The sequence below is a fragment of the Klebsiella sp. Ech2A genome, assembly GCF_030078455.1.
GTDB lineage: Bacteria > Pseudomonadota > Gammaproteobacteria > Enterobacterales > Enterobacteriaceae > Klebsiella > Klebsiella terrigena.
The window spans coordinates 23,474-42,115 of sequence record NZ_JAQGFU010000007.1 but is presented as its reverse complement, the minus strand read 5'-3'; the positions used below and the strand labels follow the sequence as shown (position 1 = coordinate 42,115).

At 60.9% G+C, this 18,642-nt stretch carries 15 protein-coding genes and 1 pseudogene; 8 read left to right on the top strand and 8 right to left on the bottom strand.

Going from position 1 to position 18,642, the window contains the following annotated elements; genetic code table 11:
* The first annotated feature begins 116 nt into the window (after nt 1-116).
* A complete protein-coding gene (locus tag PFH44_RS03320) occupies nt 117-671 on the top strand; it encodes a YgjV family protein (RefSeq protein ID WP_128877116.1) in 555 nt (184 codons plus the stop codon).
* Nucleotides 672-685: 14 nt separating this feature from the next.
* Here the strand turns inward: PFH44_RS03320 and sstT are convergent, their stop codons facing one another.
* The 4 genes from sstT to PFH44_RS03300 form a co-directional block, all read right to left on the bottom strand.
* Nucleotides 686-1,933, bottom strand: coding sequence for a serine/threonine transporter SstT (gene sstT, locus PFH44_RS03315; RefSeq protein WP_045856720.1), 1,248 nt, complete (start codon nt 1,931-1,933; stop codon nt 686-688).
* Nucleotides 1,934-2,185: 252 nt separating this feature from the next.
* Nucleotides 2,186-3,154: a TerC family protein gene (locus tag PFH44_RS03310; RefSeq protein WP_283824287.1), complete on the bottom strand. Its 969-nt coding sequence runs from the start codon at nt 3,152-3,154 to the stop codon at nt 2,186-2,188.
* 278 nt (nt 3,155-3,432) lie between these two features.
* Entirely contained in the window at nt 3,433-4,422 is a 990-nt protein-coding gene (locus tag PFH44_RS03305) for a Gfo/Idh/MocA family protein (protein ID WP_283824286.1), read from the bottom strand.
* 70 nt (nt 4,423-4,492) lie between these two features.
* Entirely contained in the window at nt 4,493-4,996 is a 504-nt protein-coding gene (locus PFH44_RS03300) for a M48 metallopeptidase family protein (RefSeq protein WP_041147337.1), read from the bottom strand.
* A gap of 85 nt (nt 4,997-5,081) precedes the next feature.
* Between PFH44_RS03300 and rlmG the strand changes: the two genes are divergently transcribed.
* Complete coding sequence (gene rlmG / locus PFH44_RS03295; protein WP_283824285.1) at nt 5,082-6,218, top strand: 23S rRNA (guanine(1835)-N(2))-methyltransferase RlmG; 1,137 nt, start codon at nt 5,082-5,084, stop codon at nt 6,216-6,218.
* A 59-nt stretch (nt 6,219-6,277) separates the two neighbouring features.
* On the opposite strand, the gene PFH44_RS03290 is transcribed toward rlmG, so the two are convergent.
* The 3 genes from PFH44_RS03290 to lsrR all read right to left on the bottom strand — a co-directional run bounded on the left by PFH44_RS03290 (nt 6,278) and on the right by lsrR (nt 11,069).
* Nucleotides 6,278-8,299, bottom strand: coding sequence for an NADPH-dependent 2,4-dienoyl-CoA reductase (locus tag PFH44_RS03290; protein WP_283824284.1), 2,022 nt, complete (start codon nt 8,297-8,299; stop codon nt 6,278-6,280).
* Nucleotides 8,300-8,470: 171 nt separating this feature from the next.
* Nucleotides 8,471-10,060 carry an autoinducer-2 kinase gene (gene lsrK, locus PFH44_RS03285; RefSeq protein WP_045856733.1) on the bottom strand — a complete coding sequence of 530 codons (1,590 nt, stop codon included), beginning with the start codon at nt 10,058-10,060 and terminating at the stop codon, nt 8,471-8,473.
* Between the two features lie 37 nt (nt 10,061-10,097).
* Nucleotides 10,098-11,069, bottom strand: coding sequence for a transcriptional regulator LsrR (lsrR, locus tag PFH44_RS03280; protein WP_283824283.1), 972 nt, complete (start codon nt 11,067-11,069; stop codon nt 10,098-10,100).
* Nucleotides 11,070-11,288: 219 nt separating this feature from the next.
* Between lsrR and lsrA the strand changes: the two genes are divergently transcribed.
* The 6 genes and pseudogenes from lsrA (at nt 11,289) to lsrG (ending at nt 17,010) form a co-directional block, all read left to right on the top strand.
* Nucleotides 11,289-12,776 carry an autoinducer 2 ABC transporter ATP-binding protein LsrA gene (lsrA, locus tag PFH44_RS03275; protein WP_283824282.1) on the top strand — a complete coding sequence of 496 codons (1,488 nt, stop codon included), beginning with the start codon at nt 11,289-11,291 and terminating at the stop codon, nt 12,774-12,776.
* The gene (gene lsrC / locus PFH44_RS03270) at nt 12,773-13,807 is read left to right on the top strand and encodes an autoinducer 2 ABC transporter permease LsrC (RefSeq protein ID WP_045856739.1); all 1,035 of its coding nucleotides are present in this window, start codon (nt 12,773-12,775) and stop codon (nt 13,805-13,807) included. The genes lsrA and lsrC overlap by 4 nt, the downstream gene beginning before the upstream one ends.
* Nucleotides 13,807-14,800: pseudogene (gene lsrD, locus PFH44_RS03265) on the top strand (autoinducer 2 ABC transporter permease LsrD). The gene lsrC and the pseudogene lsrD overlap by 1 nt, the downstream one beginning before the upstream one ends.
* A gap of 7 nt (nt 14,801-14,807) precedes the next feature.
* Nucleotides 14,808-15,821: an autoinducer 2 ABC transporter substrate-binding protein LsrB gene (gene lsrB, locus PFH44_RS03260; RefSeq protein WP_045856743.1), complete on the top strand. Its 1,014-nt coding sequence runs from the start codon at nt 14,808-14,810 to the stop codon at nt 15,819-15,821.
* An 11-nt stretch (nt 15,822-15,832) separates the two neighbouring features.
* Nucleotides 15,833-16,720 carry a 3-hydroxy-5-phosphonooxypentane-2,4-dione thiolase gene (gene lsrF, locus PFH44_RS03255; RefSeq protein WP_045856745.1) on the top strand — a complete coding sequence of 296 codons (888 nt, stop codon included), beginning with the start codon at nt 15,833-15,835 and terminating at the stop codon, nt 16,718-16,720.
* Nucleotides 16,717-17,010 (top strand): (4S)-4-hydroxy-5-phosphonooxypentane-2,3-dione isomerase, encoded by a 294-nt coding sequence (gene lsrG, locus PFH44_RS03250; protein ID WP_283824281.1) that lies wholly within the window; start codon nt 16,717-16,719, stop codon nt 17,008-17,010. Before lsrF ends, lsrG begins: the two co-directional genes overlap by 4 nt.
* Nucleotides 17,011-17,084: 74 nt before the next feature.
* Here the strand turns inward: lsrG and ygjG are convergent, their stop codons facing one another.
* Entirely contained in the window at nt 17,085-18,464 is a 1,380-nt protein-coding gene (gene ygjG, locus PFH44_RS03245) for a putrescine aminotransferase (protein WP_283824280.1), read from the bottom strand.
* Between the last annotated feature and the right edge of the window lie 178 nt (nt 18,465-18,642).

Below are 18,642 nucleotides of genomic sequence, written 5' to 3'. Positions count from 1 at the left end.
ATGTCTGAACTTGCCGCCTTGCCGTGGCGTGAAATCTTTTGAGTAATAAAGGGGGGGGCGGTTCAAAATCGGCGTTGCAGATAATGCTGCGTCGTTTTGTTTGATAAGGATTTTTCATGACTGCGTATTGGCTGGCCCAGGGCGTAGGTGTTATTGCCTTTCTGATCGGTATTACCACTTTTTTCAACCGCGATGAGCGCCGGTTCAAGCTGCAGCTTGCCGTCTATAGTGCAACCATTGGCGTACATTTCTTTTTGATGGGGGCATACCCGGCGGGAATGAGCGCCGAGCTTAATACCGTTCGAACTCTTATCTCAATGCGCACCCGCAGGCTGTGGGTAATGGCCGTTTTCATTGTGCTTACGCTGGTGCTGGGGTTGGCAAAACTTCAGCATGCGATGGAGCTATTGCCGATTATCGGCACGCTTGCCAGCACCTGGGCGCTGTTTCGCTGTACGGGGCTGACCGTTCGCTGCGTGATGTGGTGCGCGACCGCCTGCTGGGTGGTACATAATTTCTGGCTGGGGTCGATCGGTGGTACGTTGATTGAAGGCAGTTTTCTGGTGATGAATGGGCTGAATATCGTTCGTTTCCGACGGATGCAAAAGCGGGGTATCGATCCTTTCAAGGTGGAGACAGCGCAGGTGAAAGAGAGTCCCTCCGCGCGCTAGCGGAGGGGGGAGGATTATCCACGCAGGGCGTTTTTTGCCAGCTGTTCGTCTTCAGCAATACAGACCGCAGCGGTAAACAGCACGTCGGTGGAGGAGTTCAGCGCGGTTTCACAGGAGTCCTGCAGGACGCCGATAATAAAGCCGACGGCCACGACCTGCATGGCGACGTCGTTCGGGATACCGAACATGTTGCAGGCTAATGGGATCAGCAGCAGTGAGCCGCCCGCTACGCCGGAAGCGCCGCAAGCGCACAGGGAAGCCACGACGCTGAGCAGCAGAGCCGTAGGTAAATCGACCGGGATGCCCAGGGTATAAACCGCCGCCAGCGTTAGCACCGTAATGGTGATCGCGGCCCCGGCCATATTGATGGTGGCGCCGAGCGGAATAGAAACCGAATAGGTATCACGATCCAGGTTCAGCTTCTCGCTCAAGGCCATATTGACCGGGATATTCGCCGCGGAGCTGCGGGTAAAGAAGGCGTACACGCCGCTTTCACGCAGGCACATCAATACCAGCGGATAGGGATTGCGGCGAAGCTTCCAGAATACCAGCAGCGGGTTAATCACCAGCGCGACCAGCAGCATACAGCCTACCAGCACCAGCAGCAGCTGGGCGTAGCCCCACAGCGTATCAAACCCGGTCGTCGCCAGGGTCGAGGAGACCAGGCCGAAGATACCCAGCGGCGCGAAACGAATCACCACCTTCACGATGAAGGTCACCGCGTTGGAGACGTCGTTAATCAGATTCTTCGTGGTTTCGTTACCGTGGCGAAGCGCAAATCCCAGGCCCACGGCCCAGACCAGAATCCCGATATAGTTAGCGTTGAGCAGGGCATCAATGGGGTTTGCCACCATGCTCATCAGCAGCCCGCGCAGTACTTCAACGATCCCGGAAGGCGGCGTAATGCTGTCGGCGGCGGTGGTCAGATGCAGCGTAGAAGGGAAGATAAAGCTGAACAGCACGGCGGTCAGCGCGGCGCTGAAGGTGCCCAGCAGATAAAGGAATAAAATGGGACGAATATTGGTTTTTTGCCCCTGCTGGTGGTTGGCGATAGAGGCCATAACCAGCATCAGCACCAGCACCGGCGCGACGGCCTTCAGCGCGCCGACGAACAGCGTACCCAGCAGGCCGACGGCGATCGCCGCCGGTTTCGAGACCAGCGCCAGCAGCACGCCAAGCACCAGACCGATAAGAATTTGTTTAACCAGGCTGCCCTGGGCCAGGCGTTGAAAGAGGCCCGATGGCGGAGTTTGTGTCGTCATTATTGCTACCTTCTTGTGAGGTTGTTTCCCGATGCATGGACGTATTATTGGTTACGTTTATGTCCGGATGTAAGTAAATGTTTGCCTGGTCGAGTATACGGAAGGAATGGCGAGGAGGAAGCGTAAAATGCTGCTTATTTATCCGAGATCTTGTTTTTTAACTATGTATTAACGTTTTTGTGACATGGTGAATAATAACGCACGGTGGGCGTTGCTGGCCGGATGAAAACGGACTCCATCCGGCCCAAAGGCTTACTGCAGCCGCTTTTTCTTATCGTGCTGCTGGTTGACCCAGGCGTTAATCAGCAACGTCAGCGCCAGAATCCCGCCTACCGTAGCGAGCGAAACGCCGATCGGGATATGGTAGAAATCGACGATCAGCATCTTGATACCGATAAAGACCAGAATGATCGACAGGCCGTATTTCAGCATCGAGAAGCGTTCCGCCACGCCTGCCAGCAGGAAGTACATCGCGCGCAGGCCGAGGATCGCGAACAGGTTCGAGGTCAGGACGATAAACGGATCGGTGGTGACGGCGAAAATAGCCGGAATGCTATCGACGGCGAAAATGACGTCGCTTATCTCCACGAGGATCAGCACCAGCAGCAGCGGCGTGGCGAACAGCACGCCGTTTTGCCGGGTAAAGAAGTGCTCGCCCTCAATTTTGTCGGTCATCCGCAGGTGGCTGCGGATCCAGCGTACCAGCGGCTTATCGCCGATGCCGGAATCATCCTCTTTCGCCAGCGCCATCTTCACGCCGGTAAACAGCAGGAACGCGCCGAAGATATAGAGCAGCCACTCAAACTGGGAGATAAGCCAGCTGCCGGCGAAAATCATCACCGTACGCAGCACGATCGCCCCCAGAACCCCGTATACCAGCACCCGACGCTGTAGCGCAGGCGGGACGGCGAAGTAGCTAAACAGCATCAGCCAGACAAAGACGTTATCGACGGCCAGCGCTTTCTCGATCAGGTAGCCGGTGAGGAAGGCTAGCGCCTGCGGATCGGCGACCGCGCGCCCTTCGGTTTGTACCAGATACCACCAGAAAGCGGCGTTAAAGAGGAGGGAGAGCGTGACCCACAAAATTGACCAGCCCGCGGCCTGCTTCATGGTCATGCTATGCGCACCGCGACGTCCCTGAAGCAGCAGGTCGATAGCCAGCATGATCGCTACGACAACAGCGAATCCGCCCCATAACAACGGTGTGCCGACACTATTCATTACGATATTCCTTACATAAAAACAAAACGGCTGACGTCGGAAGACGGCAGCCGCTGCGTGTTTATGCATAGACCTCGCCTTCCGGCAAGGTCTCACTTACAACGGTAAAAAAACTCGCCCACAGGACGCGGCCTTTTACCGTTGCCCGGCGACCGGATGCGCTTTAACACACATCGTAATGACGATCCACCGGCAAGGAAGTTACTCCCCTTTGCGCGTAACAAAGTATTACAAGTCATAAATGGCGTCAATGGTCGCTGACGGCACCTTACACTCTTTTACGCCGCAGGCTGGCTGTCCGCCGGGAAAACGACCCCGGTCTGACGGCGAATCTCGCTCAGCAGCTTCGCCGTAATGCGGCTAACCTCCAGGCCCGGGTGAGTAACCTGATTGGCTTCAACCAGCCGGGCAAACTCTTCCGCTTCATACAGCATATTATTGATATGCTGCGGCTGCGTCAGGTCCTGGGCTTTCCCGCCGCGCGGAATGAAGCACACCTTCTGGCACTCGGAGATTTTCTCGATAACCAGCGCGCCGGCCTCCCCCTGGATTTCACTCGGCAGCGTCGAGTCGCTCACTTTCGAATGGTGCAGGGTGACGTTGAAATCAGGATAGCTCAGCACCACCGTGCCCTGGGCGTCGACGCCGCTCTCCAGCAGGCTGGCGCTGGCGTGGACGGCGCGCGGCTCGCCCCACAGCGCGACCGCCGAGGCCAGACAGTAAAAGCCGATATCCATGATCGAGCCGTTAGAGAAGGCCGGATTGAAGGTGTTTGGGTTCTCGCCGTCGAGGTAGCGCTGATAGCGTGAAGAGTACTGACAGTAGTTGATAAAGGCTTTATGCAGGCGGCCCACTTTGCTCAGCGACTGCTGCAGCAGCTGGAAGTTTGGCAGGCTGGCGGTTTTAAAGGCTTCGAACAGCACCACCTGGTTTTCCTTCGCGACGGCGATAGCAGCTTCGGCTTCGCGGATATTGGAGGCCAGCGGCTTTTCGCAAATCACGTGCTTTTTATGCGTCAAAAACAGGTGCGTTTGCGGGAAGTGCAGGGAGTTCGGGCTGGCGATGTACACCGCGTCAACGGCATCGCTCTGCGCCAGATCGTCCAGCGAGGTGAACAGGTGTTCCACCGGATAATCCTTAGCGAAAGCCTGCGCCTGTTCAAGGCTGCGGGAGTAGATGGCGGTGAGCTTATACTTGCCGGTTTCATGGGCGGCATCGACAAACTGGCGGGTTATCCAGTTTGTGCCAACAACTGCGAAACGAATCATAAAGGTTGACGAACTCCGTGAAAGGGAACCTTTTGTCACTCTAGCATGCCATCATGACAAAACCAGTGCGCTACTGCGCAGAACGATTTAGCGAAAGGTGCGTTAGCCACAGGCGGGTATCAAACTCCAGCTGGTGGTACTGCGGCTCCATATAGCAGCAGAGCTGATAGAAGGCTTTGTTGTGGTCCTTTTCCTTCAGATGCGCCAGCTCGTGAACCACAATCATCCGCAGAAAGGCTTCCGGCGCGTCGCGGAACACCGTCGCGACCCGAATTTCGGCCTTCGCCTTCAGCTTGCCGCCCTGCACGCGCGAAATGGCGGTATGCAGGCCGAGGGCGTTGTTCAGCACGTGGATCTTGCTGTCATACATCACTTTATTCACCGGCGCCGCGCCGCGCAAAAAGCGGGTTTTCAGATCCTGGGTATATTGATACAACGCCTTATCGCTGTTGACGTCGTGGCTCTGCGGATAGCGTTTTTCCAGCACCGCGCCAAGGCGCTGCTCGGCAATTAATGTGCGCACCTGGGAGAGTAAACTCTCCGGATAGCCCTGCAGGTAAGTTAGTTGACTCATCAAAGCCCCAAATAAAAAATAAAAAGGGTATACTCACGCACCCTTTTCAGGGATAACGCCAAAATTTTACCACTCAGGAGGGCCGATGAGCCACTTAGACAACGGTTTCCGTTCACTGACACTGAAACGTTTCCCGGAAACGGACGACGTTAACCCGCTGCTGGCGTGGGAAGCGGCGGATGAATACCTGCTGCAGCAGTTGGACGATACGGAGATTAACGGCCCGGTCCTGATTCTGAACGACACCTTCGGCGCATTGAGCTGCGCGCTGGCCGAACATACGCCCTACAGCATCGGCGACTCGTACCTCACCGAGCTCGCCACTCGTGAGAACCTGCGCCATAACGATATTGCTGAATCCAGCGTTAAGTTTCTCGACAGCACCGCCGAATATCCGCAGGCGCCGGGCGTGGTGCTGATAAAAGTGCCGAAAACGATGGCGCTGCTGGAGCAGCAGCTGCGCGCGCTGCGCCTGGTGGTGACGCCGCAAACCCGCATTATCGCGGGAGCCAAGGCACGGGATATCCATACCTCGACGCTGGAGCTGTTTGAAAAGGTGCTGGGTCCGACTACCACGACTCTGGCCTGGAAGAAAGCGCGCCTGATTAACTGCACCTTCAGCGCGCCCGCGCTGGCCGATGCTTCGGAAACCCTGAGCTGGAAGCTGGACGGCACCGACTGGACAATCCACAACCATGCGAACGTCTTCTCCCGTACCGGGCTGGATATTGGCGCGCGCTTCTTTATTGAGCATCTTCCTTCCAACCTCGAAGGCGAGATTGTCGATCTCGGCTGCGGCAACGGCGTGGTTGGCCTGACGCTGCTGGAGAAAAACCCGCAGGCCAGCGTGGTGTTCGTGGATGAATCGCCGATGGCCGTTGCCTCCAGCCGCCTGAACGTTGAAACCAACATGCCGGAAGCGCTGGACCGCTGCGAATTTATGATTAACAACGCGCTGTCGGGCGTGGAGCCTTTCCGCTTCAACGCCGTACTGTGCAACCCGCCGTTCCACCAGAAGCATGCGCTGACGGATAATATCGCCTGGGAGATGTTCCACCACGCGCGCCGCTGCCTGAAGATCAACGGCGAGCTGTACATTGTGGCGAACCGTCACCTGGACTATTTCCATAAGCTGAAGAAAATCTTCGGCAACTGCACCACCGTCGCCACCAACAATAAGTTCGTGGTATTGAAAGCGGTGAAGGCGCGCAGGCTGCGCTGATTCACTGACCTGCCGGCGGCGGTTGCCCGCAAAGGCGCTGCGCCGCCGGGCTATCGCCGCTAAATCTCCAGCGCCAGCCGGGTTCCCTGAGCAATCGCGCGGCGGGCATCGAGCTCCGTCGCCACGTCGCAGCCGCCTATCAGATGCACCGTTTTCCCCGCCGCCCGCAGCGGATCCGCCAGCTCGCGCTTCGGCTCCTGGCCGGCGCAGATAATCACCCGATCGACGCTGAACAGTTGCGCTTCGCCGTCGATCGTCACGTGCAGCCCCTCATCGTCGATCTTCTGATAGCTTACCGACGGGATCATTTTCACGCCGCGAGCCAGCAGGGTGGCGCGGTGGATCCAGCCGGTGGTTTTGCCTAAGCCATCGCCGGGCTTACCGGCTTTACGCTGAAGCATGACGATCCTGCGCGGGCTTTTCGGCAGCCGGGCGCCTTCCGCCCGCAGCCCGCCCGCGCTCTGCAGGCTGGTATCAATTCCCCACTCCTCGCAGAAGCTGGCAATATCCTGGCTGGTGGCGGGCCCCGGCTGGCTGAGGTACATCGCGGTATCAAAGCCGATGCCGCCGCAGCCGATAATCGCCACGCTGTCGCCCACCGGCACCTTATCGCGCAGCACGTCGAGATAGCTCAGCACCTTCGGATGAGTAATGCCGTCGATATCCGGCATCCGCGGGACGATACCGGTGGCGAGGATCGTCTCGTCAAACGCCATCAGCCGATCGGCGTCGATCGGCGTATTCAGCTGCAGATCGACGCCGGTCAGATCCAGCATCCGTCGGTAGTAGCGCAGGGTTTCATAGAACTCCTCTTTGCCGGGGATCTGCTTCGCGATATTAAACTGGCCGCCGATCTCCTTTTGCGCGTCGAACAGCGTCACATGATGCCCGCGTGAGGCGGCGTTGACGGCAAAGGCCAGCCCGGCCGGGCCCGCGCCAACCACCGCCAGCCGCTTCGGCGCGGCGGCGGGGATGACCGGCATCAGGGTTTCGTGGCAGGCGCGCGGGTTGACCAGACAGGAGGTCACTTTGCCCGCGAAGATCCGATCGAGGCAGGCCTGGTTGCAGCCGATGCAGGTATTGATCTCATCCGCCCGGCCGCTTTGCGCTTTCGTCAGGAATTCACCGTCGGCGAGGAAAGGGCGGGCCATCGATACCATATCGGCGTCGCCGCGGGCGAGGATCGCCTCCGCCACCTGCGGATCGTTAATTCGGTTGGTGGTGATGAGCGGAATCGACACCGCGCCTTTCAGCTTGCGGGTCACCCAGCTAAAGGCGCCGCGCGGCACCGGCGTGGCGATGGTCGGAATGCGCGCCTCGTGCCAGCCGATGCCGGTGTTGATAATCGTTGCGCCCGCCGCCTCAATGGCTTTTGCCAGCATAATCACTTCCGGCAGGGTGCTGCCGTCGTGCACCAGGTCGAGCATCGACAGGCGATAAATAATAATAAAGTCGGCGCCCGCGCGCTGGCGCACGGCCCGCACGACCTCGACGGCAAAGCGCATGCGCTGAGCGTAGTCGCCGCCCCAGCCGTCGTCGCGGTGGTTGGTGCGCGCGGCGAGAAATTCGTTGATCAGGTAGCCTTCCGAGCCCATCACTTCGACGCCGTCGTAGCCTGCTTCCCGCGCCAGCTGGGCGCAGAGGGCAAAATCGTCGATCAGCTGCAGAATCTCGTCGTGGCTCAGGGCGTGCGGGGTAAAGCGGTTAATGGGGGCCTGCAGCGGCGAAGGGGCCACCAGCTGCGGCTGGTAGCTGTAGCGGCCGGTATGCAGGATCTGCAGGGCGATTTTGCCGCCTTCGCGGTGCACCGCGTCGGTAATGTGCCGGTGATGCCCAAGGTGGCTGGCGTCGTTGAGCACCGCGCCGCCGGCCATCGTAACGCCGGAGGCGGCGGGCGCCACGCCGCCGGTCACAATCAGCGCGACCCCGTGGCGGGCGCGCTCGGCGTAAAAGGCCGCCAGCCGCTCCGCGCCGTCGGCGTGTTCCTCCAGCCCGGTATGCATGGAGCCCATCAGCACGCGGTTTTTAAGCTGGGTAAAGCCCAGGTCGAGCGGAGCGAATAACGACGGATAGTGGCTCATAATGGCTTCCAGTGACGAATATGTAACATTATTGTTATGTGGTCGGATGAGTTACTAATTTAGCCGTCGTGGGAAAAAAGGGAAAAGGGGAGTGCGGCGATTGTGATGGGATTCAAAGAATGATGCGCGGCAGCCGCGCCATCGGCTCTGCGACGGCGGGCTGCCGGTAGGCTAGGCCCGATGGCGGCGCGTAGCCGGCTCCAGCCCCGGCGCTTGCCACATGGAGGTGGTTAGTCCGCTGTCCACCAGCCCGAGCTGGTCGGCGTAGACCGACTGCCATTTGCTCATCATCTCCTGATAGAGATCGCGGTGCGCCGGGTCAGGCGTAAACTCCCGATGCCAGCCCACCAGCTTTTCACCCGTCGCCGCCATGTCGGCGTACAGCCCGGCGCCGGTGCCGGCGGCGATGGCGCAGCCGAGGGCGGTGGCCTCGCGTACCACCGGGACGCGCACCGGCAGGCCGGTGACGTCGCTGAGGATCTGGCTCCACAGCGCGCCCTTCGACCCGCCGCCGGCGAACACCAGGCTATCGAAGGTGACCCCCGAGAAGCGGGAGATCTGCGCGAGATTGCAGGCCGAGACAATCGCCGCATTCTCTTCCAGGGCGCGGAACAGGGTCGCCTTATTGCACTTTTCCGGGTCGATGGAGAGGTTAATAAACGACGGCGCGGCGTGGTACCACTGCTTAAAATGCATCGCATCGGAGAAGATCGGCATCACTCCGTGGGAGCCGGCGGGCACCCGGCTGGCCATCTCCTCCAGCAGGGAGTAGGCGTCAACGCCGAGGCGCTCGGCCACCAGCTTCTCTTCGGCGCAGAAGGCGTCGCGGAACCAGCGCATGGTGAGGCCGGTAAAGAAGCTAATCGACTCCGCCTGGGCCATGCCGGGAATGACGTGGGGATTGACGCGAATATTCATCTCCGGGTCGGTACGCGGCTGCGGCAGGTTGACCACCTGCTGCCAGAAGGTGCCTCCCAGCACCGCGGTTTGCCCCGCGCGCACCACCCCGAGGCCGAGGCAGCCCAGCTGCACGTCGCCGCCGCCCATTACCACCGGCGTGCCCGCCCGCAGCCCGCACTGCCGGGCCGCGGCGTCGGTGACCGCCCCCAGCAGCGTGCCGGTCTCTTTCACCGGCGAGAGCATATCGGCGCGCAGCCCGGCCATATCCAGCAGCGCCGGGCGCCAGTCGCGGCTGAAGAGATCGAGCATCCCGGTGGTGCCGGCGTTGGACGGGTCGACGGCCAGCTCGCCGGAGAGTTTTGCCGCCAGCCAGTCGCTAATCATGGTGACGGTGGCCGCCTGGCGATAGATATCCGGGCGATGGTGGGCCAGCCACAGCAGGCGCGGCATGGCGCTGAGCGCCAGGGTCTGGCCGGAAACTTCATACACTTCGGACTCAAAGCGGAAATCGTGGATCTCTTTGAGCTCCGCCACCTCTCGGCTGGCGCGCGCGTCGACGTTGGCGCAGGCCCAGATGGCCTCGCCGTTGCGGTCATATAAAACGATCCCTTCTCGCATGGAGCAGCAGGCGACGGACTGAATATCCGCCGCGCCGAGGTGAGCGGCGGCGAGCGCCTGGCGGATGCACTGGCAGGCCAGCTGCCAGTTAGTGCTAAGGTCGAACTCCATCGAGCCGGGGACATTTTCCACGCTCAGGTGCTTCCATTCGGCCTGACCGACCGCCACTTGGCGCCCCGCAAGATCGAAAACCACCGCCCGAATGCTGCCGGTCCCGGCATCTAACGCTAACAGGTAACTCATGACATGCGCCTCGCTGGTGTTGCGCGGCGCAGGGCCGTCAGGAGGCCAGCGTGAGCACCGCGCGTGCTGTTGTCTCTTCCGTTACCAGGCCATTAATCCGCTTGCCGATCAGGGCCGCGTAAATCGCCTGCGCTTTTTCCGTTCCTCCGGCAACGCCGACGATGGTTGGCAGCTGCGCCAGCTCGTCGAGGGTCACGCCGAGCAGTTCCCGGTGAATTTCCAGCCCCTCAACCCGCCTGCCGTCGGCCTGCAGGAAATAGCCTAAAATGTCGCCTATCGCCCCTTTGCGGGCGTACATCAGCTGTTCGCCTTCGCTGATATAGCCGGAGCGCAGGATGGTGGCGTAGCGGCGCTGGTCGATAGCCCCGATGCCCACAACCGCCGCATCCGCCGCCGTGGCGGCGAGGATCACGTCGCGTACGCTCGACTCCCGACGCAGGATCTCGGCGACGTCGGCGGAGGAGACCCGCAGCGGCGCCGGGATAATGCTGACGCTACAGGCGGCGTCCAGCTGGCCGATGCCGGTCATGTAAGGACCTACGCCGCCGGAAAGGGTCACCAGCCGCACCTGCTGAGAGCTGATAAAGCCGCTCAGATGCTGCAGGCAGCTCATGGTCGCCTCGCCGAAACCGACCGCCAGCAGCTGCCCCGGCGCCAGTACGCCCATCAGCGACTGCGCCGCGCCGATCCCCAGGCGGGTGTTCATCGGCGGGGTGTTCAGCGCCGGAAGCACGCGCGCAATCTTCAGATCGAAACGCCGCTGCAGCTCGGTCTCCAGCGCCAGGCACCCTTCGTAGCGGGAGTTGATCTGCACGCGGATCACCCCGGACTGGCGGCCTTTTTCCAGCAGCCGGGAGATCTTCAGCCGCGGCAGCCCCAGACGTTCACCAATGTCGTTCTGCGTCAGGCCGTCGTGGTAGTAGCACCAGGCCACCCGCGCCACCAGCTCTTCCTCGGCTAGCGCCAGCCCGGCGTAGCGGCTCTCTTCCGTAATGCGTTTTTCGCTCATAAAGTGAACTCTTATAAAAATTTAGATCATATGTTCGCTATTGCACGGTCGGAAAATGTGAGCCGGCCGGCAAAACCGATCTTTGGCTTTTCGCTGGTTTTTTCCAAACGATCTAAAGCATAAAACTGTGATCCTCGCACGGTTGTAAATATAGTTCAGGGTCTACGCTTTTGAACATTATTAAATTAAAAAATCATTTGTTCAAATCGAGGCGTGATAATGAAGCCACTGCTTGAAGCCCGCCAAATCTGCAAACAGTTCTCCGGCATTAGCGTGCTGAAGGCGATTGATTTCACGTTATTTTCCGGCCAGGTGCACGCCCTGATGGGCGGCAACGGCGCCGGGAAATCGACGCTGATGAAGATTGTCGCCGGCGTAGAAACCCCCGACAGCGGCGAACTGGTCCTCGGCGGCAGCACCTTTACGCGCCTGACCCCCGCGCTGGCCCATCAGCAGGGCGTCTATCTGGTGCCGCAGGAGCCGATGCTGTTCCCCAACCTGACGGTGCGGGAAAACATTCTGTTCCGTCTGCCGAAGCGTGCCGATAGCGCCGCGCAGCTGCAGGAAAAGCTGCAGCAGCTCAGCTGCCAGCTGAATCTCGACGCGGCGGCCAGCACCCTTGAGGTGGCGGATCAGCAAATGGTCGAGATCCTGCGCGGCCTGATGCGCAAAGCGCAGATCCTGATCCTCGATGAGCCCACCGCCTCCTTAACGCCGGGCGAAACGGCGCGTCTGTTTTGCCAGATCCGCGCGCTGCAGGATCTTGGCGTCGGCATCGTCTTTATCTCCCACAAGCTGCCGGAGATCCGCCAGATCGCCAGCCACGTCTCGGTCATGCGCGACGGCGCGGTGGTGCTGAGCGGGCACACCGCCGACTACAGCGACAATCAGCTGGTGAGCGCCATGACGCCCGCCGACCGGGAGCACGCCCTTAGCGATACGCAGAAGCTATGGCTGGCGCTGCCGGGCAACCGACGTACCCAGCCGCAGGACTTCCCGGTGCTGCGGGTGGAGGATCTCACCGGCGAGGGCTTTATCGATCTAAGCCTTGAGATCTACGCCGGGGAGATCGTCGGTCTCGCCGGGCTGGTGGGATCCGGACGCACCGAATTTGCCGAAACCCTTTACGGCCTGCGGCGGCCGCGCGCGGGGCGGGTCTGGCTGGAGAACCGCGATATCAGCGACGCCAGCACCCGGGCGCGGCTGGCCGCCGGGCTGGTCTATCTGCCGGAAGATCGTCAGGTTTCCGGGCTGTTTCTCGACGCGCCGGTGCGCTGGAACACGGTGATGTTTAACCAGCCGTCGCTGTGGCAGCAGAATAAACGCGAGGCGGCGGTGGTGGAGCGCTATCACCGGGCGCTGGGGATCAAATTTGCCGATAGCGACCAGCCGGTGCGCACCCTCTCCGGCGGTAACCAGCAGAAGGTGCTGCTGGCGCGCTGCCTTGAGGCCAATCCGCTGCTGCTGATCGTTGACGAGCCGACGCGCGGCGTGGACGTTTCCGCCCGCGCCGATATCTACCAGCTGCTGAAAAGCGTCGCCGCGCAGAACGTGGCGGTGCTGATGATCTCCAGCGATCTGGACGAGTTTGTTGGCCTGGCCGACCGGGTGCTGGTGATGCATCAGGGCCGACAGAGCGGCGAGCTGGCGCGCCGGGCGGTGACCGTTGAACGCATGATGACGCTGGCATTTGGAGGCGCGGCATGAAAACGTTATTGAAAAATCGCGAACTGAGCGCTTTTCTCGCCATCGTGGTGCTGTTTGCCGGGCTGGTGGCGCTCAACCCGGCCTACTTCAGCCTGCAGACCCTGGGCATGATCTTCGCCAGCTCGCAGATCCTCTGCCTGCTGGCGCTGGGGGCGACGCTGGTGATGCTGACCCGCAACATCGACGTTTCCGTCGGTTCTACCGTCGGCCTGAGCGCCATCGCGGTGGGCGTGGCGCTCAACGGCGGCTACGGCCTGACGGCGGCCATCGCGTTTGCGCTGGCCATTGGCGCCCTGGCGGGGGCCTTTAACGGCCTGCTGGTGGTGGGGCTGCGCATTCCGGCGATTGTCGCCACCCTTGGCACCCTCGGGCTGTATCGCGGGGTGATGCTGCTGTGGACCGGCGGCAAATGGATCGAAGGCCTGCCGGATAGCCTCAAGTCGCTCTCGGAGCCGGCGTTTATCGGCGTCTCGCCGCTGGGCTGGCTGGTGCTGGTTCTGCTGCTGGCCGGCGCCTGGATGCTGTCGCGCACCGCCGCCGGCCGCGATTTCTACGCCGTCGGCGACAACCTGACCGCCGCGCGCCAGCTGGGCGTGGCGGTAAACCGCACGCGGATGATCGCTTTCACCCTTAACGGCATGCTGGCCGCCTGCGCCGGCGTCGTTTTTGCCGCCCAGATTGGCTTCGTGCCCAACCAGACCGGCAGCGGGCTGGAGATGAAGGCCATCGCCGCCTGCGTGCTCGGCGGTATTTCCCTGCTCGGCGGCACCGGGACGCTCATCGGCGCGTTTCTCGGCGCCTTCTTCCTTACTCAGATTGATACCGTGCTGGTGTTGCTCAGGCTCCCGGCTTGGTGGAACGACTTTATTGCCGGCCTGGTGCTGCTCGGCGTGCTGGTGCTCGACGGGCGGCTGCGCCAGGCGCTGAGCCGCCACCAGCGGGCGCTGAAATATGCCCGCTTTCAGCCCGGTAACAAGGGGGGAAAGGGCGTGGCCCCGTTCACAAAGCGTAAAAACAAAGAGGTGGCGTGATGAAGCTCAGCTGGGAAAGCGCGCTGCTGGCGCTGCTGGTGGTGGAAATTCTGCTGTTCGGGGCCATTAACCCGCGGATGCTGGATATCAATATGCTGCTGTTCAGCACCAGCGATTTTATCTGTATCGGCATTGTCGCCCTGCCGCTGACGCTGGTAATCATTAGCGGCGGCATCGATATTTCGCTCGGCTCGACCATCGGCCTGTGCGCCATCGCGCTGGGGGTGATGATGCAGGCGGGCTGGCCGCTGGGGCTGGCCATTCCGCTCACCCTGGCGCTCGGCCTGCTGTGCGGGCTGATTAACGCGGCGCTGATCCACTACACCGGCATCAGCCCGCTGGTGATCACCCTCGGCACCCTCTACCTCTACGGCGGCGGGGCGCTGCTACTCTCCGGCATGGCGGGCGCGACCGGCTATGAAGGGATTGGCGGCTTCCCCGACGCCTTCACCGCCTTCGCCAACCTGACCCTGTTCGGCCTGCCGCTGCCGCTGGTGCTGTTTATCGTTATCACCTTCTTCTTCTGGCTGCTGGCCCACCGCGGGCGCTTTGGCCGCCACCTGTTTCTGCTCGGGCAAAACCCGCGCGCCGCGCGCTATGCCGCGCTGTCGGTGAACGGCATGCCGTACGTGCTGTATGGCCTGGTGGGCGTGGCCTCGGCCATCGCCGCGCTGGTGATGGTCTCCTATTTTGGCTCGGCGCGATCGGACCTCGGCCGCGATCTGCTGATGCCGGCGCTGACCGCCGCGGTGCTTGGCGGGGCGAATATCTACGGCGGTTCAGGTTCCATTATCGGCACGGCGCTGGCGGCGCTGCTGGTGGGATATTTACAACAAGGTTTACAGATGGTCGGCATCCCCAACCAGGTGTCGAGCGCGCTGTCAGGGGCGCTGTTGGTTGTGGTGGTGATGGGGCGCTCGCTGAGCCTGCACCGTGAATGGGTGCGAATGACCTGGCGACGCCTTTCTCGCGCATAAAACAATCGGAGCATAAACATACGATGAAAACCAAACGAATCCTGCAAACGAGCGCCCTGGCGCTGGCGCTGAGCGTGGCGACCGCCCAGGCCGCAGACCGCATTGCCTTTATTCCTAAACTCGTCGGCGTGGGCTTCTTTACCAGCGGCGGCAACGGCGCCAAAGAGGCGGGCAAGGCGCTGGGGGTTGACGTGACCTACGATGGCCCGACCGAACCGAGCGTCTCCGGCCAGGTGCAGCTGATCAACAACTTCGTCAACCAGGGCTACAACGCGATTATCGTCTCCGCCGTATCGCCGGACGGCCTGTGTCCGGCGCTCAAGCGCGCGATGCAGCGCGGCGTGAAGGTGCTGACCTGGGACTCCGATACCAAACCCGAGTGCCGCAGCATCTATATCAACCAGGGCACCCCGCAGCAGCTCGGCGGCCTGCTGGTGGATATGGCCTCGAAGCAGGTAACCAAACCGGCCGCTAAGGTGGCGTTCTTCTACTCCAGCCCGACGGTGACCGACCAGAACCAGTGGGTCAAAGAGGCCAAAGCGAAGATTGCCAAAGAGCACCCGCAGTGGGAAGTGGTGACCACCCAGTTCGGCTATAACGACGCCACCAAATCGCTGCAAACCGCCGAGGGCATCTTAAAAGCCTACCCGGATCTCGACGCCATTATCGCCCCGGACGCCAACGCGCTCCCGGCGGCGGCGCAGGCGGCGGAGAACCTTAAGCGTCAGGGGGTGGCGATCGTTGGCTTTAGCACCCCGAACGTTATGCGCCCGTACGTTGAGCGCGGCACGGTGAAGGCTTTCGGCCTGTGGGATGTGGTTCAGCAGGGCAAAATTGCGGTTAACGTCGCCGATCGTCTGCTGAAAAAAGGCGATCTTAACGTCGGTGACAGCGTGGAGGTGAAAGATATCGGAACGCTGAAGGTCGAGCCAAACAGCGTCCAGGGCTATCAGTATGAGGCGAAAGGCAACGGCATCGTGCTGCTGCCGGAGCGCGTGGTGTTCACCAAAGAGAACATCAACAACTACGACTTCTGACGGGGGATGAAATGGCAGATTTAGACGATATCAAAGAGGGGAAAGATTTTGGCCTGGACCGACCGCAGCAGAACGTGCTCTACGGGCTGAAGGGCTGCGGATCGCTGGAGTGGGGGATGCAGTCCCGGCTGGCGCGCATCTTTAACCCGCAAAGCAACCGCACGGTGATGCTGGCCTTCGACCACGGCTATTTTCAGGGGCCGACCACCGGGCTGGAGCGGATCGATCTCTCCATCGCCCCGCTGTTTGCTGAGACCGACGTGCTGATGTGTACCCGCGGGATCCTAAGAAGCACGGTACCGGCGGCCACCAATAAGCCGGTGGTGCTGCGCGCCTCCGGCGGCAACTCAATCCTCAGCGAGCTTTCCAACGAGTGCGTGGCGGTAACGATGGAAGACGCGCTGCGCCTCAACGTCTGCGCGGTCGCGGCGCAGGTCTATATCGGTAGCGAATACGAGCATCAGTCGATCGGCAATATTATTAAGCTGGTGGATGCCGGGAACCGTTACGGCATGCCGGTGCTGGCGGTTACCGGGGTCGGTAAAGAGATGACCCGCGACGCGCGCTATTTCTCGCTGGCCAGCCGCATCGCCGCCGAGATGGGGGCGCAGTTCGTAAAAACCTATTTCGTTGAAGAGGGCTTTGAAAAAGTGACCGCCAGCTGCCCGGTGCCGATCGTGATCGCCGGCGGCAAAAAGCTTCCGGAGCAGGAGGCGCTGGAGATGTGCTGGCGGGCGATTGACCAGGGCGCGTCCGGCGTCGATATGGGGCGCAATATTTTCCAGTCCAGCGCGCCGCGCGCGATGCTGAAGGCCGTGAAGAAAGTGGTGCACGAGAATATGAGCGCCCGCGAAGCGTATCAGTTCTGGCAGGAGGAGAAGCAGGGGGAGCTGAAATGAACGTGACGCTGGTAGAAATTAATATCAAACCGGAGCGGGTGCACGAGTTTCTCGACGTCTTTCGCGCGAACCATGAAGGCGCCCTGCAGGAGCCGGGCAACCTGCGCTTCGACGTCCTGCAGGACCCGGAGGTCAAGACGCGGTTTTTTATCTATGAGGCCTATAAAGATGAGGACGCGGTGCTGGCGCACAAAAAAACGCCGCACTATCTGGCCTGCGTCGAGAAGCTGGATGAGATGATGTCGCAGCCGCGGCAGAAGCGCAGCTTTATTGGTCTGCTGCCGGAATAGCATCGGGAAGCTGATCGGCAGGCGTAAAAAAGCCCGGTGAATATCGCTTCCACCGGGCTTTTTGTTGGCTATCGTCAGGCCTCTTCCACCGATACCCGCAGCTCGGCCAGCGCGTTACGCGCCGCCTTCAGCACCAGCTCGCACTGCTCAAGGGTCAGCGTCAGCGGCGGTTCGATGCGGATCGTCCTCGCGTTGTTCAGGGTGCCGGCCACCAGCACCCGCTGGCGGAACATCAGGCTGGCAAAGTCATAGCCGATTTCGTTATCCACGAACTCAATGGCCATCAGCATCCCTTTACCACGGACTTCGTTCACCAGCTCCGGATACTCGCGAGCCAGCAGGCGGAAGCCATCCAGCAGCAGGTCGCCTTTCTGCTCGGCCTGCGCCGGCAGATTCTCCGTCAGCAGAACGTTGACCGTCGCCAGCGCCGCGGCGCAGGCCAGCGGGTTACCGCCGAAGGTGGTGGTGTGCAGGAACGGATTATCGAACAGCACCGAGAAGACCTCTTCGGTGGCAACCGTCGCGCCAATCGGCATCACGCCGCCGCCGAGCGCCTTGGCAAGGCACAGAATATCCGGATGAACGTTTTCATGCTCGCAGGCAAACATTTTGCCGGTGCGGCCCATGCCGGTCTGCACTTCGTCGAAGATCAGCAGCGCGCCAAACTCGTCGCACAGCTTACGCACCGCGGGGAGATAGCCCGGCGGCGGCAGGATCACCCCGCCTTCGCCCTGAATTGGCTCAAGGATCACCGCCGCGACGTCATCGCCGGTTTTTTTACACTCGCTGAGCAGCGTGCGCATGGCGTTGATGTCGCCAAACGGCACGTGACGGAATCCCGGCAGCAGCGGCATAAACGGCTTACGGAACGTCGATTTGGCGGTAGCGGACAACGCGCCCAGCGATTTGCCGTGGAAAGCGCCGCTGGTGGCGACAAAGGTAAACTTGCCGCGCGGGGACTGATAGGCTTTAGCGAGCTTCAGCGCTGCTTCGACCGACTCGGTTCCGCTATTGGAAAAGAAGCTGTACTTCAGCTTGCCCGGCGTCAGGGCCGCCAGCGTTTTGGCCAGCATGGCCCGCAGCGGATCGAGCAGTTCCTGACTATGAAGAGGTTGCTTAGCGAGCTGGTGCTCTACGGCGGAAACAACGACTGGATTACGGTGCCCTACATTAAAAATTCCAAAGCCACCCAGGCAATCAATAAACTCCTGTCCCTGAGTGTCGACAAGCGTATTTAAACTTCCCGCCTGCCACTCTACGGCTCCGTAATCCCCGCCAGCGGTAACAGATTTTCGATACGCTAAAAACCCCGGATTCACGTGCTCTTTAAAATACTCTCTGACCTCCTGGTTAAGTGCTTTCATCTCCTCATGATCGAGCGTTTGCTTCTCAATGAGATTCAGTGCGTGTGCGCTGCAGGCCAGAGCCGATGCGCTGGAAGGTAACCTGTTCAAAGTGGGCTCCTGGGATGGGCGTATCACATGATACTGAGTTAAGTATTGCAGGGATTACGCCACTTCGGTGCAGGAGCTGAAAATCGGGATAAACGCAGCGTGAAAGCGCAATTGCGCAATATTTAATCTTATGGCGATATTATTGGCATGCTTTACTCCTGAGCGGACGCAGCATGCG